Origin of the sequence: Gordonia sp. KTR9, from assembly GCF_000143885.2 — a bacterium.
Classification (GTDB): Bacteria; Actinomycetota; Actinomycetes; order Mycobacteriales; family Mycobacteriaceae; genus Gordonia.
Map to the genome: position 1 here is coordinate 1,128,267 of NC_018581.1, position 23,966 is coordinate 1,152,232.

Here is a 23,966-nt window from a genome sequence, read left to right on the forward strand (position 1 = left end):
GGGTCGGGTCGGTTAGAGTGACCCCAACCACACATGCCGCCGGTTGGTGCGCGGTCACACCGTGGCCGCCTCGGGGGCAGCGATCGTCTGGAGGAAGTTGTGGGTGTTGAGGTCAGTGTCGAGGGGCTCACGAAGTCGTTCGGTTCGCAGAACATTTGGCGTGATGTGTCGCTGACCCTGCCGGAGGGGGAGGTCTCGGCGCTGCTGGGTCCTTCGGGTACCGGTAAGTCGGTGTTTTTGAAGACGTTGATCGGTTTGCTGCATCCCGAGCAGGGGTCGGTGATCATCGATGGGACCGACATCACGCAGTGTTCGGCCAAGGAACTGTATGAGATCCGCAAGCTGTTCGGTGTGTTGTTCCAGGATGGTGCGCTGTTCGGGTCGATGAGTTTGTTCGACAACATCGCGTTCCCGCTTCGTGAGCACACGAAGAAGAAGGAGAACGAGGTCCGCGACATCGTGATGGAGAAGATCGACCTGGTCGGTCTGACCGGTGCCGAGGACAAGCTTCCGGGTGAGATCTCCGGCGGTATGCGTAAGCGTGCGGGTTTGGCGCGGGCGTTGGTGCTGGATCCGCAGATCATTTTGTGTGATGAGCCGGACTCGGGTCTGGATCCGGTGCGTACGGCCTATATCAGCCAGTTGTTGATCGACATCAATGCGCAGATCGATGCGACGATTTTGATCGTGACGCACAACATCAACATCGCGCGGACGATTCCGGACAACATCGGCATGTTGTTCCGTAAGGAGTTGGTGATGTTCGGTCCGCGTGAGCAGTTGTTGACCTCGGAGCAGCCGGTGGTCAAGCAGTTCCTCTCGGGTGATCGGTTCGGTCCGATCGGTATGTCCGAGGAGAAGGACGAGGCGGTCCAGAAGCAGGAAGAGGCGATGCAGGCCGCGGGTATCTCCGGTGGTGGTACCAAGGAGGACTTCACCGAGATCATCCCGCAGGTGCAGCCCAATCCCGGTATGCCCGAACGCAAGGCGATCGCCCGTCACCGCGAACGCGTACACGCGATGCTGCCCGACCTGCCCGAGAACGCGCAGGAAGCGATCCGGCGCAGCCAGGAACAAGAAGACCAGATCCGCGAGGAGAGCCGCGCCCACGCCGACAACATGGCGAACGGTCGGGAACCCGGCGACAGCCGGGGCGGCGAGAGCCGGGGCGGCGACAACGAGTGGACCCCCGCCCCCGCCGGCGTCACCGCCGGGCACGCGCGGTCCGATCAGGCCAACACCGACGTCATCGACTACGGCGGCAGCGATGCCCCGACCGAGCAGTGGCACACACCCGGTGATGCACTGACCAAGCCCAGCCATCGTGCTGATGGGAACGAAGGGCGGACTCCCTAAGGATGAGCAGTGCCACCACGCGTGGCGTCGACCGAATCGCGCAAGCCGGGACAGGTGCCCTGTCACAGACCGGCAATATCGTTCAGCTCTTCGTCGATGTTGCACGCCAGACCTTTGTGCGCCCGTTTCAGTGGCGGGAGTTCATCCAGCAGGCCTGGTTCATCGCCAGTGTGACGATCCTGCCGACCGCGCTGATCGCGATCCCGTTCGGCGCAATCGTCTCGCTGCAGACGGGTTCGCTCATCAAGCAGCTCGGTGCGGAGTCCTACACCGGTGCGGCCAGCGTGCTCGTCGTCATCCAGCAGGGTTCGCCGCTGGTGACGTCGTTGCTGATCGCCGGCGCGGCCGGTTCGGCCGTCGCCGCCGACCTCGGGTCACGCACCATCCGCGAGGAGATCGACGCGATGGAGGTGCTCGGCATCAATCCGATCCAGCGCCTGGTCGTTCCACGTGTGCTGGCCATGGTGCTGGTGGCGATGCTGCTCAACGGTCTGGTCGCCGTGATCGGCATCGGTGGTGGTTACTTCTTCAACGTGGTCGTCCAGGGCGGCACGCCCGGCGCCTACCTCGCGTCGTTCGGCGCGCTGGCGCAACTCCCCGACCTCTGGGTCTCGACGCTGAAGGCCGCGATCTTCGGCGTCCTCGCCGGAGTCGTGGCGTCGTACAAGGGCCTCAACCCCAAGGGCGGCCCGAAGGGCGTGGGTGACGCGGTCAACCAGAGCGTCGTCATCACGTTCCTGCTGCTGTTCCTGGCGAACCTGATCATCACTGCGGTCTACCTGCAGGTCGTCCCACCGAAGGGGAGCTAGACGTGACCGAAGGTGGGGGCGGTGTGACCATCGCCAAGAGCCGGCCCGAGTACTACATGTACGAGGCCCGCAAGCAGCTGGGCAAGCCGCTGAAGGTGCTCGACGGTGCCGGCGAGCAGATGTCGTTCTACGGCCGCACGCTCGCCTGGATCCCGAAGACGCTGGTGCACTACACGCGTGAGGTCATGCGCCTTCTCGCCGAAGTCGCGTTCGGCTCGGGCGGACTCGCGGTCATCGGCGGCACCATCGGCGTGATGGTGCTGATGTCGGGATTCACCGGCGTGGTCGTCGGCCTGCAGGGTTACGCCGCACTCGATCAGATCGGTTCGCAGGCCCTCACCGGCTTCCTCTCCGCCTACGTCAACACCCGTGAGGTGGCGCCGCTGGTGGCCGGCCTCGCCTTGTCGGCGACCGTGGGCTGTGGCTTCACCGCCCAGCTCGGCGCCATGCGCATCTCGGAGGAGATCGACGCGCTGGAGACGATGGCCGTGCCGTCGATCCCGTTCCTCGTGTCGACCCGTGTCATCGCCGGTTTCATCGCGGTCATCCCGCTCTACGTGCTCGGCCTGTTGTCGGCGTATCTGGCCTCACGCGTGGTGACGACGGTCTTCAACGGTCAGTCCGGCGGGTCCTACGACCACTACTTCAATTTGTTCCTGCCACCGGCCGACGTCTTGTGGTCGTTCGGCAAGGTGCTGGTCTTCGCGTTCGTGATCATCCTGGTGCACTGCTACTACGGCTACTACGCCTCGGGCGGTCCCGCAGGTGTGGGCGTGGCCGTCGGTCACGCGGTCCGAGCGGCACTGGTGCTCATCGCGGTCCTGGACTTCTTCCTCGGTCTGGCGATCTGGGGTACCACGACGACCGTGCGAGTGGGGGGTTAGCGTGACGCTGCTGCGTAAACGGTTGCTCGGCCTGGTGTTCTTCCTCGTGGTCGCGTTGTTCCTGACCCTCACGATCACCAAGTTCAACAAGTCGTTCACCGAGTTCACCGATGTCACGCTGGTGACCGACTCGACCGGCAACGCGTTGCCGGCCAACGCCGACGTCAAGGCCCGCGGAATGACCGTCGGCGAGGTGCGCGAGGTCAAGCCCGGACCCGACGGTCGCGTCGAAGTGGTGTTGGGGCTCAACCCCGATCAGGCCTCGACGCTCTCGGACAAGACCACCGCGCGCATCCTGCCGAAGACGCTGTTCGGTGAGCGGTACGTCGCCCTGCAGGTGCCCGAGGACAATTCGGGCCCGACGCTGAGCAACGGCGCGACGATCGAGACCGATCGCAGCGGCAACGCCCTGGAGATCCAGCAGTTGTTCGACAAGCTGCTGCCGGTCCTCGAGGCGATCCCGCCCCAGGACCTGAACGCAACGCTGACCTCGCTGTCGTCGGCGCTGTCCGGCCGCGGTGAGCAGCTGGGCACGACGCTGGAGGAACTCGACCAGATCTTCGGCGAGATCAACGAGAACCTGCCCGAGCTCGAGGGCACCCTCGAGGGACTCGCCAGCTTCTCCCAGACGTATTCGCAGGCGCTGCCCGATGTGGTCGACGCACTCGACTCGCTGCGCACGACGACGAACACCATCGTCGAGCGTCAGGACGACCTCCGGACGCTCATCGCCACCCTCGGCGTCGCATCCGACGACCTGACCGGCTGGCTGCGCGCCAATCGCACCGACCTGATCGACCTCGCCGTCGACTCCGAGGAACTGCTCGTCGGACTGGCCAAGCAGTCGCCGACCTTCGTGTGTACGTTCCGCAACTTCGCGGGTCTGATCCCGGAGTCGCGCAAGATCGTCGGCGAGGGGACCGACAACCCGGGTGTGCGAGTGAACCTGCAGTTCGTCAATCCCCGTGGCCGTTACCTACCGAACCAGGACGAACCCCGCTTCATGGACCTCGATCCGCCTGCCGTCTGTTACGACCCGAAGATGGGTGGCGACCGCCCGTTCCCGCAGTACCCGGGCGGCGGCCTGGCGGACGGCAGCTACCAGCCGCCGTCCCGCAACCCCGGCCCGCGCAACGTCCGGCAGCTCCCGCAGCCCCAGTTCAGCGGCGTCCCGGCGGGGACCGTCTCGTCGGCCCCGGCCGGTGCGAAGCCCGTGGCGGTGGAGTCCAACCCGTTCGATGACCCGGAGTATCGCAAGCAGTTGCAGGTCATCTACGGCGCCACGTCGGGTAAGTCGCCGGAAGAGGTGCCGACCTGGGTGACCATGATCGGCGGCGGTGCGCTGCAGGGTGCGAAGGTCGACATCAAATGAAGTCGATCGTCGGACCGCTGATCAAGCTGATCGTCTTCGGCGTGGTCACCGTGGTGACCACGAGTCTGCTCGCGGTGACCATCGCCAATGCCGGTGGTGACGGTGATGCGAAGTTCAACGCCGTGTTCACCGACGCCACGTTGCTCAATCCCGGCGATGACGTCCGGATCGCGGGCGTGCGCGTCGGGCAGGTGGAGAGCGTCGAGGTCTATGACCGCAACAAGGCGAAGGTCTCGTTCAACGTCGACCGCGACCGTCTGCCGGACGGCACCCAGCTCTTCATCCGCTACCGCAACCTGACCGGTCTGCGGTACCTCGCCCTCGAGCGCGGGGCGGGCGACCCGTCGCAGACGGTCGCGCAGGGTCACACGTTCGGCCTGACGCCGGGCGTCACGGACACCCACCCGCCGGTGAACCTGACCGAACTGTTCAACGGCTTCCGGCCGCTGTTCCAGCAGCTGTCGGCCTCCGACGTGAACAAACTGACCGAGCAGATCATCGCGATCTTCGACGGGCAGGGTGGTTCGATCACCCGTCTGGTCAGCGACACGGCCGATCTGACGAACGCGATCGCCGACAAGGACAAGGTCATCGGTGAGCTGATCACCAACCTCACCAAGGTCCTCGACACCGTCAACCGCAACGACGAGCAGTTCACCAGCCTCCTCGACAACACCGAGAAGCTCGTGACCGGCCTTGCGGCACAACGCGGTTCGGTGGGTTCGGCGATCACCTCGGTCTCCAACCTGACCTCGGTCACGGCGAACATCCTCGGTGCGACGCGCCCGTCCATCCAGGGCGACATCGCCGGACTGAAATCGCTGGCCGACCAGATCAACAAGCGTGACGAGGACATCGAGGAGACACTGACCAACCTGCCGATCAAACTCCAGAAGATCGGTCGCGCAGCGACATTCGGTTCCTGGTTCCAGTTCTACCTCTGCGGCATCGACGTGGTGGCGGGCAACGGCAAGTCGCCGGTGCTGACGCAGCCGCTGATCCCGCTGCCCGACATCAACCATGTGCTCTACACCAGTGCGGCGACGCGCTGCTGGGCAGACGACCGGCCAGGGGGGTGACCACGATGGCAGACAACAACGATCCGAACGTGCGCGACGACCGCGACGAGACCGACCGCGATCAGGCCGACGCCCCGGTGCAGCATCCGCACCGGCGTTTCGGCGGCCGGCGCAGCCCGGTCAGCATCGGTGCCATCGGCATCCTGATCCTGCTGATGCTCGGACTGAGCTCGTTCTATCTCGCCGAACTGCCGCTGCTCGGCGCGGGTGCGCGCTACACCGCGAAGTTCACCGAGGCCGCCGGTCTGAAGCCGGGCAACGAGGTGCGCGTCGCGGGCGTGAAGGTGGGCGAGGTCGACGACGTGACCCTCGACGGGGATCGCGTCAACGTGACCTTCCGGGTGGAGGACACCTGGATCGGCGACCAGACGCAGGCGACCATCCAGATCAAGACAATCCTCGGTCAGAAGTTCCTGTCGCTGAACCCGCGTGGCAGCGAGCCCGCCGATCCCGACGTCCCGCTGACCGACACGGTGGCCCCGTACGACGTCATCGAGGCGTTCTCGGGCGCGGCCGAGCAGATCGGCGAGCTCGACAACGACCAGCTGGCCGAGTCGATGCGCGTGCTCTCGGACACCTTCTCGGGGACCGCGGGTACGACCGGTCCGGCGCTGGACGGCATCGCCCGCCTGTCGCAGACGATCTCCAGCCGCGACCAGGAGGTTCAGCGTCTGCTGGCCGCGACGAAGGACACCTCGAAGATCCTGGCCGATCGCAACGAGGAGTTCGTGCGCCTCATCGGCGGCGCGGGTCAGCTGCTCGACGAGCTGAACAACCGTCAGCGCAACATCTCGGCGCTGCTGGCCAGCACCACGAGCCTCAGCGACTCGCTCACCGGCATCGTGCGCGACAACGAGGAGCAGATCGGACCGGCACTCGACGCGCTGAAGGGCGTCAACGAGTTGCTGCAGCGTCAGAACCAGAACATCCGCGACTCGATCAAGTACATGGCGCCGTTCTATCGCCTGTACGCGAACGTGCTCGGCAACGGTCGCTGGTTCGAGTCCTCGGTGGTGAACCTGCTGCCGCCGGCGCTGCCACAGCAGAACACGACGCGTCCGCCGAACAAGCAGGCCTTGGAGAACCAGGGCGGGACGGGAGTCGGCTGATGACCACACCGGATCTGACCCAGAATTCGGGTCCCGGCCGCTGGTTCACGCCGCGGCACATCGTGGTGATCGTGATCGGGCTGATCATCGCGCTCATCCTCGCGGGAGCGCTCTGGTGGGTGTTCTCCTCGACCGGCACCACGAAGATCACCGCGACCTTCAAGCGGTCGGTCGGCATCTACGAGGGCTCCGACGTCCGGGTGCTCGGTGTGGCCGTCGGCAAGGTCGACTCGGTCACGCCGGAGGGCGAGACGGTGAAGGTGACCATGACCGTCGACCGCGGGGTCGAGCTGCCCGCGGATGTCCGTGCGGTGCAGATCATCCCGTCGGTCGTCGCGGATCGCTACGTGCAGCTCACCCCCGCCTACACGGGTGGGGAGAAGGCGCCGCGCGACCTCACCCTCTCCGTCGACCAGACGATGGTCCCGGTGGAGGTCGACCAGATCTACGCCAGCGTCAAGGAACTGTCCGACGCCCTCGGACCCGATGGCGCCAACAAGACCGACGGCACCGGCCGCCAGGGTGCGGTGAGTGAACTCGTCACGACCGGCGCGGAGAACCTCGAGGGCAACGGCGAGAAGCTCGGTGCGGCCATCGAGGGACTGTCGAAGGCCTCGACGACGCTGAGCGATTCGCGCGGCAACCTCTTCGACACCGTGAAGAACCTGAACACCTTCGTCGGCGCACTGCGCGAGAACGATGCGCAGGTACGGCAGTTCAACACCCAGATGGCCTCGTTCAACCAGTTCCTCGCCGGTGAGCGCGAGCAGCTCGCCGCCGCGCTGAACAAACTGTCGATCGCTCTCGGCGACGTGGCGACCTTCCTCGCCGACAACCGCGAGCAGATCGGCGAGACGGTGAAGGACCTGCAGCCGACGACCCAGGCGCTGCTCGACCAGAAGAACAACCTCAAAGAGGTCCTGACCGTGCTGCCGATCACGGTGAACAACCTGATCAACGCCTACGACGCCGAGTCGGGCACGCTGTCGATGCGGCTGACGATCCCGGACCTGCAGGACCTGATCGGAGCGCAGTGTCGCCTGCTCGACCTCGGGCAGCTGTTGCCGGGCAACCCCGCGGCCGATCAGTTCAGCGACACGTTGCGTCCGCTGATCAGCCAGTGCGAGGAGATCGGTGACCAGATCCAGAAGGGTGTGCTCGAGCCGCTGCTGCCCGTGCTGCCGTTCGGCATCATGAGCAACAACAAGCTGCAGCGCGCGCCGGTGCCGGGCACCGTCCCGGGCAACCCCGACCCCGAGATCGGCAACCCGTCGTCCTCGAGGTCGCCGGCCCCGTCGTCCACCCCGCGACCCCGGGGAGGCAACTGATGAACCGCTCGTCGATGCGTACGGCGATGGCCGGCGCAGCACTGTCGCTGACCCTGCTGGTGACCGGCTGCATGTCCAACGGCATCCAGTCGATCCCGCTGCCCGGTGGCGTGAACACCGGGGACAACGCGCGCACGTACAAGATCCAGTTCGACGACGTGCTCGACCTCGTGCCCCAGTCGACGGTCAAGCGCGACGGCATCCCGGTCGGGCGCGTGACCAAGGTCGAGGTGCCGAACGACCAGTGGTTCGCCCAGGTCACCGTCGAGGTGCAGAACAACGTCGATCTCTCCGACGAGGCCGAGGCGAGCGTGCAGCAGACCTCGCTGCTCGGCGAGAAGTTCGTGGCGTTGACCGAACCGGACGGCAGTGCCGACGCGCCGCGCCAGAACCCCGACCAGCCGATCCCGGTGTCGCGGACACGCACCGCCACCGACATCGAGCAGGTTCTCGGCGCACTGGCCCTGCTGCTCAACGGCGGTGGTCTCAATCAGCTGCAGCCGATCGTCACCGAGCTGAACAAGGCGCTCGACGGCCGGACCGACAAGGTCCGCAACCTGATCGGCGAGACCGAGGACCTCATCGCCGGGCTGAACCGGCAGCGTGACGACATCATCACCGCCATCGACGGTCTGGCCGAGTTGTCGACGCGCACGGCCGCGCAGACCGCGCAGATCGACCGCATCCTCAAGCAGCTGCCCGCGGGCGTCGAGGTGCTGGAGGAGCAGCGACCGCAGTTCGTCGAGCTGCTGACCAAGCTCGATCAGCTCGGTCAGGTCGGTACCGATGTGCTGGGCAAGTCGCGCACGGCGCTGATCAACGATCTGAAGGCGTTGCGGCCGGTGCTCACCCAGCTCGCCGCCGCGGCTCCCGATCTCATCACCGCGGCGCCGCTGATGCTCACCCACCCGTTCCCGGACTGGCTGTTGCCGGGTGTCCGCGGTGACTCGACCAACCTGTTCATGACGCTCGACCTCCGCGTGCTCAATCAGCTCGAGGCGCTCGGCGTCGGCCAGGGGACCCCGAAGTACTCGCCGCCTGCTCGCGTGAGCGTGCCGGTCGACCCGCGCAACCCGTACTACCGCGGCAACGGACCGCGCTACGGGTGGCCGACCATCACCTTGCTTCCGCCGGGTCCGAACTGGCGTCCGGGACCGAACACCCCGCCGTCGGGTGGGCGCTATCCCGCGTCCTTCTCCCGGCCGGCAGAGGGCGCCGGCCCGATGCCGACTCCCGCGACCCCGGGTCAGGGCATCCTCGACGGCCCGCTGGCCGCGATGGGACTCGCACCGGCGGCGCCCACCCAGAACCCGTCAGGAGCAGGACGATGATCGGCAAGCTAGTCAAGATACAGCTGATCGTGTTCGTGATCGTCGGTCTGGTGGCGCTGGTGTACGTGGGCGCGAAGTACGCCCGCCTGGACAAGCTCGCCGGCGTCGGGATGTACACGGTCACCGCCAAGCTGCCCGATTCGGGCGGCATCTTCACCAACGCCGAGGTCACCTACCAGGGTGTGCCCGTGGGTCGCGTCGGCAAGCTGACGCTCACGTCCGAGGGAGTCGACGTCGCGCTCGACATCGACTCGGGTGGGCCGGAGATCCCGGCGTCGGCGACCGCGGTCGTCGCGAACCGGTCGGCGATCGGCGAGCAGTTCGTCGACCTGCAACCGACGTCGTCGGAAGGGCCGTACCTGAAGGGCGGCGACACGATCACCAAGTACTCGCTTCCCGAGCCGCTCGAAGATGTGGTCGCCTCGGCGATCGACTTCACCGATTCGATCCCGGTCGACGACCTGAACACCGTCATCACCGAACTCGGCCGCGCGTTCAACGGGCAGGGTGAGAACCTCACCCGCCTCGTCGACTCGCTCGGCAAGCTGTCGCGGGCCGGCGTGGACAACCTGAGTGAGACCGTCGCGCTCATCCAGAACTCGAACGTCGTGCTAGGCACCCAGGCCGATCAGTCCGACGCGATCCTCACGTGGTCGCGCAACCTGAATCTGGTCACCGCGACGCTGGCCTCGGCCGATCCCGACCTTCGGCGACTGCTGACGACGGGCACGTTGTCGGCGACGCAGATCTCAGAGCTGATCCAGAAGAACGGCAACGACCTCTCCAAGGTCGTGAAGGATCTCGCCGAGGTGGCCCGCACGATCGAGCCGGCGACCTACACGACGTCGACGACGTTCGCCATGCTGTCCGCGCTGTCGGCGGGTAGCCATGCACCCGCTCCGGGCGACGGCCAGATCCACTTCGGCGTCGTCCTCGAGACCAACAATCCCGCGGCTTGTACCCGCGGTTACGAGAGCACGGATCTGGTGCTGGCGGAGGCACGCCGACAGAATCCGGACTTCGATCCGCGCTACGACGACTTCGCGTTCAACACCGAGGCCAAGTGCACGGTGCCGTTCGGTAACCCGACCGGTGTGCGCAGCGCCGAACGCGCCCAATACGCCAACCCCGCCTACCCGCAGCCGTGGGACAACACCCCCAAGAAAGATCCCGACAAGCTCAACCTCAACCCGCTCGCCCGGCAGCTCGCAGCGCTGCTCGGTGTCCGGCCGCGGTAGACCCGACCACCCGACGAGCGACGCCGTCGCGATCAGGCCGCATGGTCCGGCTCGTGGCCTTGGCTTGCGCTCAGGAGCGATATATACAGTGTGTTCCCGATGACTGGCACCCCAGAACCGACAGAGAAGAAGCCCAGCGGCATCCGCCCCGCCGTGCGCCGGGCGGCGAAGTACGCGCCGGTTGCACTGGCCGCAGTGGCGGTCGTGGTCGGCGTGGTGCTCGTGGCCGTGTTCGGTGTACGCGCCTACAACGTCTACTTCGACGAGTACCCCGCACAGGAGACCCGTGACGCCGCGACGCAGGCGGCCGAGCAGGCCGTCCTCAACATCACGACGATCGACCCGGCCGATCTGGACGGCTTCCGGGAACGTGCCGAGGCCTCGCTGACCGGCAAGGCCAAGACCGAGGTGCTCGGCGGCAAGGACGGCAGCGTCCTCGACATGCTCGGGACGGCCGGTCCCAACACCGCCAAATTGAGCGCGCGACTGCTGCGCAGCGCACCGAGCGAGGTCGACGCCGACGAGGACAAGGCCAAGGTGCTGGTCTATGTCGTGACGACACTCGAACGTCCCGGCCAGCCCGGCATCGACGAGACGCGCGGCTTCGACGTCAGCATGACCAAGGACGGCGACGCCTGGAAGGCCGAGAACATCCTCGGACTCGAGGGCATCGCCTACACCGACGCCGGCGGTGCGCCCGCTCCCGCGGCCCCGGCTCCGGAGGGGGGCAACTGATGGCCGCCGATCGCCCGAAGAAGAAGCCCACCCCGAAGCGCCGTCCGACCCCGAAGGTCGCCGGCCGGACCTCGTTGCCCCCTGAGGTGCGAGGAGCGAAAGCCGCCGGGCTGAGCGAGCGCAGCGAGTCGAAGTCGACGAGCCTCGAAGGGCCTGGCGACGAGCCTCGCGACGCAACCACGGTCAACGCAGAGTCGGCCGAGCCCGAGACCCCCACCAATCCCGACACCACCAAGCCCGACCTCACCAAGCCCAAGGCCAAGCCCGTCGCGCGGGTCTCGACCCTGCGCCGGGGCGACGCGTCGGCGTCGGGTGCTCCGACGACGGGCACGAAGGACCGCCCGATGGGGCGGCGTCCCGGCAGGCGGTCGAACCGGCGGGGGAGGAGCGGTGCGCGCAACTTCCTCGGCATCCGCACCGGAGTGCTCGCCGCGGTCGCGGCCGGGCTGTTCGTCGTCGCGGCGATCCTGGCGTTTCATCCCGGTGCCGAGATCGGCCCCAACAAGGCGTTCGTGGACCAGGAGTCGACGGCGCAGCTGACCTCGCAGGCCCAGGAGCGGATCTGCGCGGTGTTCGGGTACGACCACACCGAACTCGACGAGTGGCAGAAGCGTGCCCAGGACGCCCTCACCGGTCAGGCGCGTACCGAGTTCGACGAGACCCTGAAGGCGCAGCGTGAGCTGATCACGCAGACCAAGACGGGTGCGGAGTGTCGTGTCGACGCGATCGGCGTGCGGGACCTCAGCGGAGCCGACGACGGCGCGACGGCGACCGTCATCGCGAACCTCGTCGTGAGCGAGACCCAGAACAGCATGGCCACCAACAGCGGTGCGCCGCGCGCACAGTTCGCGATGGTGCGTGAGGGTGACCAGTGGCGGATTCGCGCTGTCGAGCCCTTCTGATCGGCCTCTCGCGCACGCAGATCACCAGGTCGGCAGCGGTGGCAAAACCCAACTTCACGAATTTCGCGCGTAGCGCTTGACGTGGAGGCGATGTCGGGCCACGCTGTGACCAGCGATCGACGTGCAGGCAGCCACCCGCGCGAAATCGTTTCCAGACGGCTTGACAAAGTGCGTCTATTTTCTGCTACAGTTGGACGTTGCGCTGGCTGCCTCCTGTCCATCTATCGATCCTTCTTCGGCCACTCCTTAGACGTGTGTGCTGCGGTGATCGCCGATCCCAGGGTGTCACCAGCGAACGGCCCATCAAGCCACGTACTGCACATCTAGGTTGTGAAAACGTCGTGTTGGAAGGACGCATCTTGGCAGTCAACCGCCAGTCCACCTCAACAATCCCCGGCGCGCCGCATCGCGCGTCGTTTGCAAAGATCAGCGAGCCGCTGGAGGTCCCAGGCCTCCTCGACCTCCAACTCGATTCATTCGAATGGCTCGTCGGTTCGCCGGAGTGGCGCGCCAAGGCGATCGCCCGCGGTGACGAGAACCCGACCGGCGGGCTCGAGGACATCCTCCACGAGCTGTCCCCGATCGAGGACTTCTCCGGTTCCATGTCCCTGTCGTTCTCCGAGCCGCACTTCGACGAGGTCAAGGCCTCCGTCGAGGAGTGCAAGGACAAGGACATGACCTACGCGGCGCCGTTGTTCGTCACCGCGGAGTTCATCAACAACAACACCGGCGAGATCAAGTCGCAGACCGTCTTCATGGGCGACTTCCCGATCATGACCGAAAAGGGCAGCTTCATCATCAACGGCACCGAGCGTGTCGTGGTGAGCCAGCTGGTCCGTAGCCCGGGCGTGTACTTCGACGCCTCGATCGACAAGACCACCGAGAAGACCCTGCACACCGTCAAGGTGATCCCGGGTCGCGGTGCGTGGCTGGAGTTCGACGTCGACAAGCGCGACACCGTCGGTGTGCGTATCGACCGCAAGCGCCGTCAGCCGGTCACCGTGCTGCTCAAGGCGCTGGGCTTCACCGCCGAGGAGATCACCGAGCGTTTCGGTTTCTCCGAGATCATGATGTCCACCCTGGAGAAGGACAACACCGGGAACCAGGACGAGGCGCTGCTCGAGGTCTACCGCAAGCTGCGTCCGGGTGAGCCGCCGACCAAGGAGTCCGCGGAGAACCTCCTGGAGAACCTCTTCTTCAAGGACAAGCGTTACGACCTCGCTCGCGTGGGCCGTTACAAGGTCAACAAGAAGCTGGGCCTGACCGGCAACCCCATGGTGGGTGAGTCGACGCTGACCCGCGAGGACATCATCGCGACCGTCGAGTACCTGGTGCGTCTGCACGAGGCCGACCCGCACACGACCACCTACATGACCGTCCCCGGTGGAGTCGAGGTGCCCGTCGAGGTCGACGACATCGACCACTTCGGCAACCGTCGCCTGCGTACCGTCGGCGAGCTGATCCAGAACCAGATCCGCGTGGGCCTCTCGCGTATGGAGCGTGTCGTGCGTGAGCGCATGACCACCCAGGACGTCGAGGCGATCACCCCGCAGACCCTGATCAACATCCGTCCCGTCGTGGCGGCGATCAAGGAGTTCTTCGGGACCAGCCAGCTGTCGCAGTTCATGGACCAGAACAACCCGCTGTCGGGTCTGACCCACAAGCGTCGTCTGTCGGCGCTGGGCCCGGGCGGTCTGAGCCGTGAGCGCGCCGGCCTCGAGGTGCGCGACGTGCACCCGTCGCACTACGGCCGCATGTGTCCGATCGAGACCCCTGAGGGTCCGAACATCGGTCTGATCGGTTCGCTGTCGGTGTACGCGCGGGTCAACCCGTTCGGCTTCATCGAGACGCCGTACCGCAAGGTCGTCGACGGTGTCGTCACCGACGAGATCGAGTACATGACCGCCGACGAGGAGGACCGCTTCCTCATCGGACAGGCGAACACCAACTTCGACGGCAACGGCCGCATCACCGACGAGCGTGTCCTGGTGCGCAAGAAGGGCTCCGAGGTCGAGTTCGTCGGCGCGACCGACGTCGAGTACCTCGACGTCTCGCCGCGTCAGATGGTGTCCGTCGCGACCGCGATGATCCCGTTCCTCGAGCACGACGACGCCAACCGCGCCCTGATGGGTGCGAACATGCAGCGTCAGGCCGTGCCGCTGGTGCGCAACGAGTCGCCGCTGGTCGGCACCGGCATGGAGCTGCGTGCCGCCGTCGACGCCGGTGACGTCATCGTGTCGGGCAAGACCGGTGTGGTGGAAGAGGTCTCGGCCGACTACATCACCGTCATGTCCGACGACGGCACCCGCGACACCTACCGGATGCGCAAGTTCGCGCGTTCCAACCACGGCACGTGTGCCAACCAGCGTCCGATCGTGGACGAGGGTCAGCGCGTGGAGTCCGGCCAGGTCCTCGCCGACGGCCCCTGCACCGAGAACGGTGAGATGGCGCTCGGCAAGAACCTGCTCGTGGCGATCATGCCGTGGGAGGGTCACAACTACGAGGACGCGATCATCCTGAGCCAGCGTCTCGTCGAAGAGGACGTGCTCACCTCGATCCACATCGAGGAGCACGAGATCGACGCCCGCGACACCAAGCTCGGTGCCGAGGAGATCACCCGGGACATCCCGAACGTCTCCGACGAGGTGCTCGCCGATCTCGACGAGCGCGGCATCGTGCGTATCGGTGCCGAGGTCCGCGACGGCGACATCCTGGTCGGCAAGGTCACCCCGAAGGGCGAGACCGAGCTGACCCCGGAAGAGCGTCTGCTGCGCGCGATCTTCGGTGAGAAGGCCCGTGAGGTCCGCGACACCTCGCTGAAGGTGCCGCATGGCGAGACCGGCAAGGTCATCGGCGTGCGCGTGTTCAGCCGCGAGGACGACGACGACCTGGCTCCCGGCGTCAACGAGCTGGTCCGCGTGTACGTGGCCCAGAAGCGCAAGATCCAGGACGGCGACAAGCTCGCCGGTCGTCACGGCAACAAGGGCGTCATCGGCAAGATCCTCCCGCAGGAGGACATGCCGTTCCTGCCCGACGGAACCCCGGTCGACATCATCCTGAACACCCACGGTGTGCCGCGTCGTATGAACATCGGTCAGATCCTGGAGACCCACCTCGGGTGGGTCGCCAAGGCCGGCTGGAACATCAACGTCGCCGAGGGTGTGCCGGAGTGGGCGTCGAGGCTGCCCGAGGACATGTACTCGGCCGAGCCCGACACCAACACCGCCACCCCGGTGTTCGACGGCGCTCGCGAGGAGGAGCTGACCGGACTGCTGTCCTCGACGCTGCCGAACCGCGACGGCGAGGTGATGGTCAACGGCGACGGCAAGGCGACGCTGTTCGACGGTCGTTCCGGCGAGCCGTTCCCGTACCCGGTGTCGGTCGGCTACATGTACATCATCAAGCTGCACCACCTGGTCGACGACAAGATCCACGCTCGCTCGACCGGTCCGTACTCGATGATCACCCAGCAGCCGCTCGGTGGTAAGGCGCAGTTCGGTGGTCAGCGTTTCGGTGAGATGGAGTGTTGGGCCATGCAGGCCTACGGCGCGGCGTACACGCTGCAGGAGCTGCTGACCATCAAGTCGGACGACGTGGTGGGCCGCGTGAAGGTCTACGAGGCGATCGTCAAGGGCGAGAACATCCCGGAGCCGGGTATCCCCGAGTCGTTCAAGGTGCTGCTGAAGGAGCTTCAGTCGCTGTGCCTGAACGTCGAGGTGCTGAGCTCCGACGGTGCGGCCATCGAGATGCACGACACCGACGACGAGGACCTGGAGCGCGCCGCTGCCAACCTCGGCATCAACCTGTCGCGCAACGAGTCGGCCACCGTCGACGATCTCGCCAACTGACCCTCACCACCTCGGGCCGGGCGCCGGATTCACTCCCGGCGCCCGCGCCCACTGACAACAGAGCTCTGGAAAGGTAACAAGTGCTCGACGTCAACTTTTTCGACGAACTGAAGATCGGTCTGGCGACAGCCGACGACATCCACAACTGGTCATACGGTGAGGTCAAGAAGCCGGAGACGATCAACTACCGCACGCTCAAGCCCGAGAAGGACGGCCTGTTCTGCGAGAAGATCTTCGGCCCCACCCGGGACTGGGAGTGCTACTGCGGTAAGTACAAGCGCGTCCGCTTCAAGGGCATCATCTGCGAGCGCTGCGGCGTCGAGGTGACCAAGGCCAAGGTGCGCCGTGAGCGCATGGGCCACATCGAGCTGGCCGCACCGGTCACGCACATCTGGTACTTCAAGGGTGTGCCGAGCCGGCTGGGCTACCTGCTCGATCTGGCGCCGAAGGATCTCGAGAAGATCATCTACTTCGCCGCCTACGTCATCACCGCGGTCGACGACGAGCTCCGCCACAACGAGCTCTCGACGCTCGAAGCGGAGATGGAGGTCGAGAAGAAGGCTGTCGCCGACCAGCGCGACGCCGACCTGAACGAGCGTCAGCAGAAGCTCGAGCAGGATCTCGCCGAGCTGGAGGCCGAGGGCGCCAAGGCCGACGTGCGCCGCAAGGTGCGCGACGGTGCCGAGCGTGAGATGCGTCGTATGCGCGACGCCGCTCAGCGCGAGCTCGACGGCCTCGAGGAGATCTGGGACAAGTTCGTCAAGCTCTCGCTGGGCGACCTGATCATCGACGAGAAGCTCTACCGTCAGCTCGAAGAGCGCTACGGCGAGTACTTCCAGGGTTCGATGGGTGCCGAGGCGATCAAGAAGCTCCTCGAGACCTTCGACATCGACGCCGAGGCCGAGTCGCTGCGCGAGACCATCCGTAGCGGCAAGGGCCAGAAGAAGCTGCGTGCGCTCAAGCGACTCAAGGTCGTCGCGGCGTTCCAGCAGTCGGGCAACTCGCCGCTGGGCATGGTCCTCGACGCCGTGCCGGTGATCCCGCCGGAGCTGCGCCCGATGGTGCAGCTCGACGGTGGCCGCTTCGCGACCTCTGACCTCAACGACCTGTACCGCCGCGTGATCAACCGCAACAACCGCCTCAAGCGACTGATCGATCTGGGTGCTCCCGAGATCATCGTCAACAACGAGAAGCGGATGCTGCAGGAGTCGGTCGACGCACTCTTCGACAACGGTCGTCGCGGCCGTCCGGTCACCGGACCGGGCAACCGCCCGCTGAAGTCGCTGAGCGATCTGCTCAAGGGCAAGCAGGGTCGTTTCCGTCAGAACCTGCTCGGCAAGCGTGTCGACTACTCGGGCCGTTCGGTCATCGTCGTCGGTCCGCAGCTCAAACTGCACCAGTGTGGTCTGCCGAAGCTGATGGCTCTCGAGCTGTTCAAGCCGTTCGTGATGAAGCGTCTGGTCGACCTGAATCAGGCGCAGAACATCAAGTCGGCCAAGCGCATGGTCGAGCGTCAGCGTCCCGCGGTGTGGGACGTCCTCGAAGAGGTCATCTCCGAGCACCCGGTGCTGCTGAACCGTGCACCGACGCTGCACCGCCTCGGCATCCAGGCCTTCGAGCCGCAGCTGGTGGAGGGCAAGGCCATTCAGCTCCACCCGCTGGTGTGTGAGGCCTTCAATGCCGACTTCGACGGTGACCAGATGGCCGTGCACCTCCCGCTGTCGGCGGAGGCGCAGGCCGAGGCACGCATCCTGATGCTGTCGTCGAACAACATCCTGTCGCCGGCGTCGGGCCGCCCGCTCGCCATGCCGCGTCTGGACATGGTGACCGGTCTGTACTACCTGACCACCCTCCAGGAGGGTGCGATCGGCGAGTACACCCCGGCCACGGGCGACGACGTCGAGCGCGGCGTCTACTCGAACCCGTCGGAGGCCATCATGGCCGTCGATCGTGGTGCACTCACCGTGCGTTCGCGGATCAAGGTGCGTCTGACCGATCAGCGTCCGCCGGCCGAGATCGAGGCCGAGCAGTTCCCGGACGGCTGGAAGTACGGTCAGGCGTGGGACATCGAGACCACGCTGGGTCGTGTGCTGTTCAACGAGCTGCTGCCGATCCAGTACCCGTTCGTCAACGAGCAGATGCCGAAGAAGCGTCAGGCCGTGATCATCAACGATCTCGCCGAGCGCTACCCGATGATCGTGGTCGCCCAGACCGTCGACAAGCTGAAGGACGTCGGCTTCTACTGGGCCACCCGTTCGGGCGTCACCATCTCGATGGCCGACGTGCTCGTGCCGCCGCAGAAGGCCGAGATCCTCGACAAGTACGAGGAGCGGGCCGACGGCCTGGAGCGCAAGTTCCAGCGCGGTGCCCTCACCCCGGACGAGCGTCGTGACTCGCTGGTCGAGATCTGGAAGCAGGCGACCGAAGAGGTCGGTGCGGCCATGGAGGCGCACTACCCGGACGACAACCCGATCCCGATGATCGTGAAGTCGGGTGCCGCGGGCAACATGACCCAGATCCGCTCGCTCGCGGGCATGAAGGGTCTGGTGACCAACCCGAAGGGTGAGTTCATCCCGCGTCCGATCAAGTCCTCGTTCCGCGAGGGCCTGACCGTCGCCGAGTACTTCATCAACACGCACGGCGCCCGTAAGGGTCTGGCCGACACCGCGCTTCGTACCGCCGACTCGGGTTACCTGACCCGTCGTCTGGTGGACGTGTCGCAGGACGTCATCGTGCGTGAGACCGACTGTGGCACCGAGCGTGGCATCACCACGACCATCGCCGAGAAGCAGGCCGACGGCTCGCTCATCCGCGATGCACATGTCGAGACCTCGACCTACGCCCGCACGCTGGCGCAGGACGCGGTCGACGCCGACGGCAACGTCATCGTCGAGCGCGGTCACGACCTGGGCGACCCGGCCATCGAGGCACTGCTCGCCGCCGGCATCACGCATGTCAAGGTCCGTTCGGTCCTGACCTGTGGGACCGGCACCGGTGTGTGTGCGATGTGCTACGGCCGTTCGATGGCCACCGGCAAGCTCGTCGACATCGGCGAGGCCGTCGGTATCATCGCGGCCCAGTCGATCGGTGAGCCCGGTACCCAGCTGACGATGCGTACGTTCCACCAGGGTGGCGTCGGTGACGACATCACCGGTGGTCTGCCGCGTGTCCAGGAGCTCTTCGAGGCCCGCGTCCCCAAGGGCGTCGCGCCGATCGCGGAGGTCTCGGGCCGGGTGCGCCTCGAGGACGACGACCGCTTCTACAAGATCACCCTCATCCCGGACGATGGGTCGGAAGAGGTTGTCATCGACAAGATCTCGAAGCGTCAGCGTCTGCGCGTGTTCAAGCACGACGACGGTTCCGAGCGGCTCCTCGCCGACGGCGACCACGTCGAGGTCGGCCAGCAGCTCATGGAGGGCTCGGCCAACCCGCACGAGGTGCTGCGCGTCATGGGTCCCCGTCAGGTGCAGATCCACCTGGTCAACGAGGTCCAGGAGGTCTACCGCAGCCAGGGTGTGTCGATCCACGACAAGCACATCGAGACCATCGTGCGTCAGATGCTGCGTCGCGTGACGATCATCGACCACGGTTCGACCGAGTTCCTGCCCGGTTCGCTCGTCGAGCGCGCCGAGTTCGAGGCGGCCAACCGTCAGGTCGTGACCGAGGGCGGCGAGCCCGCTGCCGGACGTCCGGTGCTGATGGGTATCACCAAGGCCTCGTTGGCGACCGAGTCGTGGCTGTCGGCGGCGTCGTTCCAGGAGACCACGCGTGTCCTGACCGACGCCGCGATCAACAGCCGCAGCGACAAGCTGATCGGTCTGAAGGAGAACGTGATCATCGGTAAGTTGATCCCGGCCGGTACCGGTATCAACCGATACCGCAACATCCAGGTTCAGCCGACCGAGGAGGCGCGTGCCGCGGCATACGCGGTGCCGTCGTACGACGACACCTACTACAGCCCGGACGGCACCTTCGGTGCTCCGGCCGGCGCTGCGGTGCCGCTGGACGACTACGGGTTCTCCAACGACTACCGGTAGTCACTGACCCGAACACGACGCGGCCCCCGCACTCATCGCGAGTGCGGGGGCCGTTTCGCGTTTTGCTCAGCCCACGGGCAGTGTGGTGACGGTGCGGGTGTCGAGCAGGTGGTCGTAGTAGCGGCCGCCGGGGTAGTAGGTCGCGGTGGCGGCGTCGTTCACCATGTCCGACGACCAGCCCGTGGCCAGCGTGCGGAGGACCCGGCCGTTGCGGGGACGCGGGACGGCCAGTTCGGACAGTTCGCCGATCAGGTCGGTCGACTCGCCTTCGGCGTCGATGTGGATGCCCGTGACCAGTCGCGAGCCGAGGAACGCCTGCCGCGTCGTCCGTTGCAGGACGGACACACCCTGGCCGAAGTTGTTGGACACCGAGGGCTGCGACGCGATGACCCGGATCGGCAGCCGATCGGTGCCGAGAGTCGCTGCGGCAGTGGCGAAGTGACCGCCGAAGAACGAGTTGACCGGATCGAACAACATGAGTCCGGCCAGCCGCCGATAGGCGACCGGGTCGGCTCGGCGCAGTGCGTCGGCCGCCACGACGACGAACTCACCGCCGGCCGAATGCCCCGAGAAGACCATCCGGTACGGCATGGTCACGTCGGTCCGTCCGGCGGCGTCTCGTGCCTGCACAAGGCTGTTCGCCAGTGGACTGTCGAGGTCGCGACCCGACCCGAACACCCCACCGATCGTTCGGGCGAAGGCAGCGTTGTCGGCGATGTTGTAGGCGACGGCGCACCCGCCGAGGTTGACCGAGTCCAGCGTCGGACTCACGACGAGGAAGCCGGCGTCGGCGTATGCGCGGGCCACGATGTCGAGGTTGGCCGCGGTGCGGGAGAAGCCGTGCTGGAGCCAGACGACCGCGGCGGGCTGACCGGGTGGGAAGTACCAGCGGGCCGCGACCCGGACGGGCTTACCCGCACATTCGGTGGCGATCGACGACGACGACACGACCACCTCTGGACGGGCAGCCGGCGCGGCGGATGCGCTCGGGGGAGTTGCTCCGACCAACACGATCATCGCCGCGAGCGTCGCGATCAAGGGCCAGCGGAACGCGTTACCCGACATCCGGCCAGTCTAGGACCGGCCGGATGCCACGGTGGGGTGTTCGGGAAGGGCACTCCCACTGCTCCCTGATCCGCAAGATGCGACCCCCATGCTCCCTGAGGTGCGAGGAGCGTAAGCGAGCGGCCCACTTCTGCTCCCTGAGGTGCGAGGAGCGCAAGCGACGAGCCACGAAGGGCGTGGTGAGTTGCCTTGCGATGCCCTTCGTGGCTCGCTTCGCTCGCACCTCAGGGAGCAAGAAATTCGGACGCTCACGAGTGTTCTTTCGTAGTCCACGACGGCCGCCAGGCCGCAGATACTGAGGTGCGAGGAGCGTAAGCGAGCGGCCCACTTCCGCTCCCTGAGGTGCGAGGAGCGTAAGCGAGCGGCCCACTTCTGCTCCCTGAGGTGCGAGGAGCGTAAGCCGCCGGGCCGAGCAAGCGACGGAGGAGCGCGTCGAGGTCGACGAGCCTCGAAGGGTCAGAGGTTGCGCTTGACCAGTTTCCCGGTCGGCGTGCGCGGCAGGGTGTCTCGGAAGATCACCTCGCGCGGCAACTTGAATCGCGCGATCCGCGGTCGCAGGTGTTCCAGCAGCGCGTCGGCGAGGTCGTCGTCCCCGTGCTGCCCCTCGACCGGTTGTACTACCGCTGTCACCCGCTCGCCGAGATCGGGGTCGGGCACGCCGATGACCGCGGCGTCGAGCACCGACGGGTGGGAGAGGAGGGCATCCTCGATCTCCCGCGGATAGATGTTCACCCCTCCCGAGATGATGAGGAACGAGTCCCGGTCGGTGAGGAAGAGATGACCGTCGTCGTCGACGTAACCGACGTCCCCGGTCGTCGTCCAGGTCGGATGATCGGGATGCTGTGCGGCACGGGTCTTCTCGGGGTCGTTGTGATACTCGAAGGGCAACTGGTCTCGCTCGAAGTAGATCGTGCCGATGGTGCCGGTGGGCACCTCGGCACCCGCGGGGTCACAGACCCGGATGTTCCCCAGCACCGCTCGCCCCACCGTTCCCGGATGTTCCAGCCACTCCGGAGTGTCGACGATGGTGAGGCCGTTGAGTTCCGTGGACGAGTAGTACTCGGAGAGGATCGGGCCCCACCAGTCGATCATGGCCCGTTTGACGTCGACCGGACACGGCGCGGCGGCGTGCACCGCGACTGTCATGCTCGAGGTGTCATACCGGGTGCGCACCTCCTCGGGGAGCCGGAGCATACGCACGAACATCGTCGGCACCCATTGGCTGTAGGTGACGCGATGCTCCTCGATGAGCGCCAGCGCCCGTTCCGCGTCGAACCGCTCCATCACCACCACCGTGCCACCGAGCGCCTGCACCGAGGCGCAGGTCCGAAGTGGCGCAGCGTGATACAGCGGCGCGGGCGACAGGTACACGGTGTCGGGTCCGACGCCCCACACCGATTCGTTCATCGCCGTCATGGTGTCGCCGGGGTCGCCGATCTGGCGGTTCGGCAGCTCGGGTTTGATGCCCTTGGGGCGGCCGGTGGTGCCGGACGAATAGAGCATGTCCGCACCCCGCGGTTGATTCGCCGGCGGCTCGGTCGGTTGCCCCGACGCGGCGGAGTCGAGGTCGTCGTGGCCCACGATCCGGCCGGAGTAGGCCAACCGTGTCCCGACACCGGGCGTGAGCGGTGTCAGCTCGGCGCCGAGGTCGCCGAGAGCGGCGTCGACGATCAGTGCCTTGGCGCCGCAATCGGTCACGATGTACGCGCTCTCGGCGGCGGTGAGGTGCCAGTTCACCATGGTCAGATACAGGCCCGAACGCATGGCAGCCCAATAGATGTCGAAGACCCGCGCGGTGTTCGTGGCGAGCACCGCGAGGTGGTCGCCCGGCCGCAGACCGCGCTCGGCCAGGGATCGGGCGACCTGGATGGACCGGGTCTCCAACTGCGTGAACGTGACCGTCTCCCCGGACTCGGCCATGATGACCGCGGGATCGTTTGGGCGGGTGGAGAGATGGGCTCCGGGGTACATCAACACTCCTCGTGACTGAGTGGGGCGAGTCGATCTAGTACAGGTAGTCCTCGCCGCTGGCGCGTACCGTGACGTCGGAAAGACTGATGCCCCAGGGCTGATCGATGACGTGCACGACAGCGTCGGCGAGGTCGTCCGGCTTGATCAGCCAGTACTTGATGGAGTCGACGTCGGTGAGTTCGGCGGGCAGGTCGTCGTTCATGAGGGCGGTGACGTGCTCGCCGTAGGAGGCGGCGCGCTGGCCGACGAGGCCCATGATCGCGGTGTCGTTGACGATCCAGCTGGCGAGGTTGGTGCCGGTGATGCCGGTCGGCTTGACGGTGGTGACCTTGATCTTGCCCTTGGCCTCGATGCGCAGTGAGTCCGAGATAGTGGTGACCGCGGCCTTGGTCGCGCTGTACACGCCCGAACCCTCGATGCCGGCGTTGCCGTAGATCGACGAGATGTTGACGACCTGCCCACGACCCTGGGCGATCATCTGGTCGTAGACCGCCGAGATGCCGTTGACGACGCCCTTGATGTTGATGTCGATGGCGGCGTGCCACTTCTGCCATGCGCGTGCGTGATCGGCGAAGTAGGCCAGCGGCATGACGCCCGCGTTGTTCACGAGGACGTCGATGGCACCGAACTGCTGGGCCGCCGCCGTCGCCGCGGCCGTGACCTGCTCCATGTCGGTGACATCGGCGACCTGGGCGAGGGCCGAGCCGCCGGCCGTGCGGATGCCCTCGACGACGGCATTGACGTTGTCGGCGTTGACGTCGACCCCGACGACATGCGCGCCGGCGGCCGCGGTCTTCTCCGCGATGAGCTTGCCGAAGCCGCTGCCGGCTCCGGTGATGACGATGACCTTGTCCTTCAGGTACTCGGGCATGGGTGTACTCCGTTCAGGGTGCGAGATCGAT

The 23,966-nt window shown here is 66.3% G+C and carries 16 protein-coding genes; 13 read left to right on the forward strand and 3 right to left on the reverse strand.

The features are described from left to right. Positions 1-99: 99 nt before the first annotated feature. From KTR9_RS05890 to KTR9_RS05950, 13 genes are all read left to right on the forward strand, one after another. Positions 100-1,356 (forward strand): ABC transporter ATP-binding protein, encoded by a 1,257-nt coding sequence (locus KTR9_RS05890; protein ID WP_044506025.1) that lies wholly within the window; start codon positions 100-102, stop codon positions 1,354-1,356. A 2-nt stretch (positions 1,357-1,358) separates the two neighbouring features. Beyond that, a complete protein-coding gene (locus tag KTR9_RS05895) occupies positions 1,359-2,165 on the forward strand; it encodes an MlaE family ABC transporter permease (RefSeq protein WP_004023366.1) in 807 nt (268 codons plus the stop codon). A 56-nt stretch (positions 2,166-2,221) separates the two neighbouring features. Then, positions 2,222-3,049, forward strand: coding sequence for an MlaE family ABC transporter permease (locus tag KTR9_RS05900; protein WP_044507639.1), 828 nt, complete (start codon positions 2,222-2,224; stop codon positions 3,047-3,049). Position 3,050: 1 nt separating this feature from the next. Beyond that, positions 3,051-4,421, forward strand: a complete 1,371-nt coding sequence (locus KTR9_RS05905) for an MCE family protein (protein WP_010844674.1) — start codon at positions 3,051-3,053, stop codon at positions 4,419-4,421. After that, positions 4,418-5,500, forward strand: coding sequence for an MCE family protein (locus tag KTR9_RS05910; protein WP_014925627.1), 1,083 nt, complete (start codon positions 4,418-4,420; stop codon positions 5,498-5,500). Before KTR9_RS05905 ends, KTR9_RS05910 begins: the two co-directional genes overlap by 4 nt. A 5-nt stretch (positions 5,501-5,505) precedes the next feature. Then, on the forward strand, positions 5,506-6,609 hold the full coding sequence (locus KTR9_RS05915) for an MCE family protein (protein WP_014925628.1): 1,104 nt from the start codon (positions 5,506-5,508) through the stop codon (positions 6,607-6,609). Then, the gene (locus tag KTR9_RS05920) at positions 6,609-7,937 is read left to right on the forward strand and encodes an MCE family protein (RefSeq protein WP_014925629.1); all 1,329 of its coding nucleotides are present in this window, start codon (positions 6,609-6,611) and stop codon (positions 7,935-7,937) included. The genes KTR9_RS05915 and KTR9_RS05920 overlap by 1 nt, the downstream gene beginning before the upstream one ends. Beyond that, the gene (locus KTR9_RS05925; RefSeq protein WP_010844670.1) at positions 7,937-9,268 is read left to right on the forward strand and encodes an MCE family protein; all 1,332 of its coding nucleotides are present in this window, start codon (positions 7,937-7,939) and stop codon (positions 9,266-9,268) included. Before KTR9_RS05920 ends, KTR9_RS05925 begins: the two co-directional genes overlap by 1 nt. Further along, positions 9,265-10,506 (forward strand): MCE family protein, encoded by a 1,242-nt coding sequence (locus KTR9_RS05930; RefSeq protein ID WP_010844669.1) that lies wholly within the window; start codon positions 9,265-9,267, stop codon positions 10,504-10,506. Before KTR9_RS05925 ends, KTR9_RS05930 begins: the two co-directional genes overlap by 4 nt. A 99-nt stretch (positions 10,507-10,605) precedes the next feature. Beyond that, a complete protein-coding gene (locus tag KTR9_RS05935; RefSeq protein WP_014925630.1) occupies positions 10,606-11,241 on the forward strand; it encodes a lipase chaperone in 636 nt (211 codons plus the stop codon). Beyond that, positions 11,241-12,143: a hypothetical protein gene (locus KTR9_RS05940; RefSeq protein WP_014925631.1), complete on the forward strand. Its 903-nt coding sequence runs from the start codon at positions 11,241-11,243 to the stop codon at positions 12,141-12,143. The genes KTR9_RS05935 and KTR9_RS05940 overlap by 1 nt, the downstream gene beginning before the upstream one ends. A 359-nt stretch (positions 12,144-12,502) precedes the next feature. Further along, complete coding sequence (gene rpoB / locus KTR9_RS05945) at positions 12,503-15,991, forward strand: DNA-directed RNA polymerase subunit beta (protein ID WP_035718262.1); 3,489 nt, start codon at positions 12,503-12,505, stop codon at positions 15,989-15,991. Between the two features lie 80 nt (positions 15,992-16,071). Then, on the forward strand, positions 16,072-20,028 hold the full coding sequence (locus KTR9_RS05950; protein ID WP_010844665.1) for a DNA-directed RNA polymerase subunit beta': 3,957 nt from the start codon (positions 16,072-16,074) through the stop codon (positions 20,026-20,028). 66 nt (positions 20,029-20,094) lie between these two features. Here KTR9_RS05950 and KTR9_RS05955 read toward each other — a convergent pair whose 3' ends face one another. The 3 genes from KTR9_RS05955 to KTR9_RS05965 all read right to left on the reverse strand — a co-directional run bounded on the left by KTR9_RS05955 (position 20,095) and on the right by KTR9_RS05965 (position 23,935). After that, complete coding sequence (locus tag KTR9_RS05955) at positions 20,095-21,093, reverse strand: hypothetical protein (protein ID WP_044506030.1); 999 nt, start codon at positions 21,091-21,093, stop codon at positions 20,095-20,097. Between the two features lie 456 nt (positions 21,094-21,549). Further along, positions 21,550-23,064 (reverse strand): acyl-CoA synthetase, encoded by a 1,515-nt coding sequence (locus KTR9_RS05960; RefSeq protein WP_014925634.1) that lies wholly within the window; start codon positions 23,062-23,064, stop codon positions 21,550-21,552. 34 nt (positions 23,065-23,098) lie between these two features. Next, positions 23,099-23,935: an SDR family oxidoreductase gene (locus KTR9_RS05965; RefSeq protein ID WP_014925635.1), complete on the reverse strand. Its 837-nt coding sequence runs from the start codon at positions 23,933-23,935 to the stop codon at positions 23,099-23,101. Positions 23,936-23,966: the final 31 nt, after the last annotated feature.

What these genes read in the sequence shown, in the direction of transcription:
- KTR9_RS05925 (WP_010844670.1), top strand. Translation starts at nt 7,937, where the DNA reads ATGAACCGCTCGTCGATGCGTACGGCGATGGCCGGCGCAGCACTGTCG.
- KTR9_RS05955 (WP_044506030.1), bottom strand. Translation starts at nt 21,093, where the DNA reads ATGTCGGGTAACGCGTTCCGCTGGCCCTTGATCGCGACGCTCGCGGCG.
- KTR9_RS05895 (WP_004023366.1), top strand. Translation starts at nt 1,359, where the DNA reads ATGAGCAGTGCCACCACGCGTGGCGTCGACCGAATCGCGCAAGCCGGG.
- KTR9_RS05920 (WP_014925629.1), top strand. Translation starts at nt 6,609, where the DNA reads ATGACCACACCGGATCTGACCCAGAATTCGGGTCCCGGCCGCTGGTTC.
- KTR9_RS05915 (WP_014925628.1), top strand. Translation starts at nt 5,506, where the DNA reads ATGGCAGACAACAACGATCCGAACGTGCGCGACGACCGCGACGAGACC.
- KTR9_RS05910 (WP_014925627.1), top strand. Translation starts at nt 4,418, where the DNA reads ATGAAGTCGATCGTCGGACCGCTGATCAAGCTGATCGTCTTCGGCGTG.
- KTR9_RS05965 (WP_014925635.1), bottom strand. Translation starts at nt 23,935, where the DNA reads ATGCCCGAGTACCTGAAGGACAAGGTCATCGTCATCACCGGAGCCGGC.
- KTR9_RS05900 (WP_044507639.1), top strand. Translation starts at nt 2,222, where the DNA reads ATGTACGAGGCCCGCAAGCAGCTGGGCAAGCCGCTGAAGGTGCTCGAC.
- KTR9_RS05960 (WP_014925634.1), bottom strand. Translation starts at nt 23,064, where the DNA reads ATGTACCCCGGAGCCCATCTCTCCACCCGCCCAAACGATCCCGCGGTC.
- KTR9_RS05935 (WP_014925630.1), top strand. Translation starts at nt 10,606, where the DNA reads ATGACTGGCACCCCAGAACCGACAGAGAAGAAGCCCAGCGGCATCCGC.
- KTR9_RS05940 (WP_014925631.1), top strand. Translation starts at nt 11,241, where the DNA reads ATGGCCGCCGATCGCCCGAAGAAGAAGCCCACCCCGAAGCGCCGTCCG.
- KTR9_RS05930 (WP_010844669.1), top strand. Translation starts at nt 9,265, where the DNA reads ATGATCGGCAAGCTAGTCAAGATACAGCTGATCGTGTTCGTGATCGTC.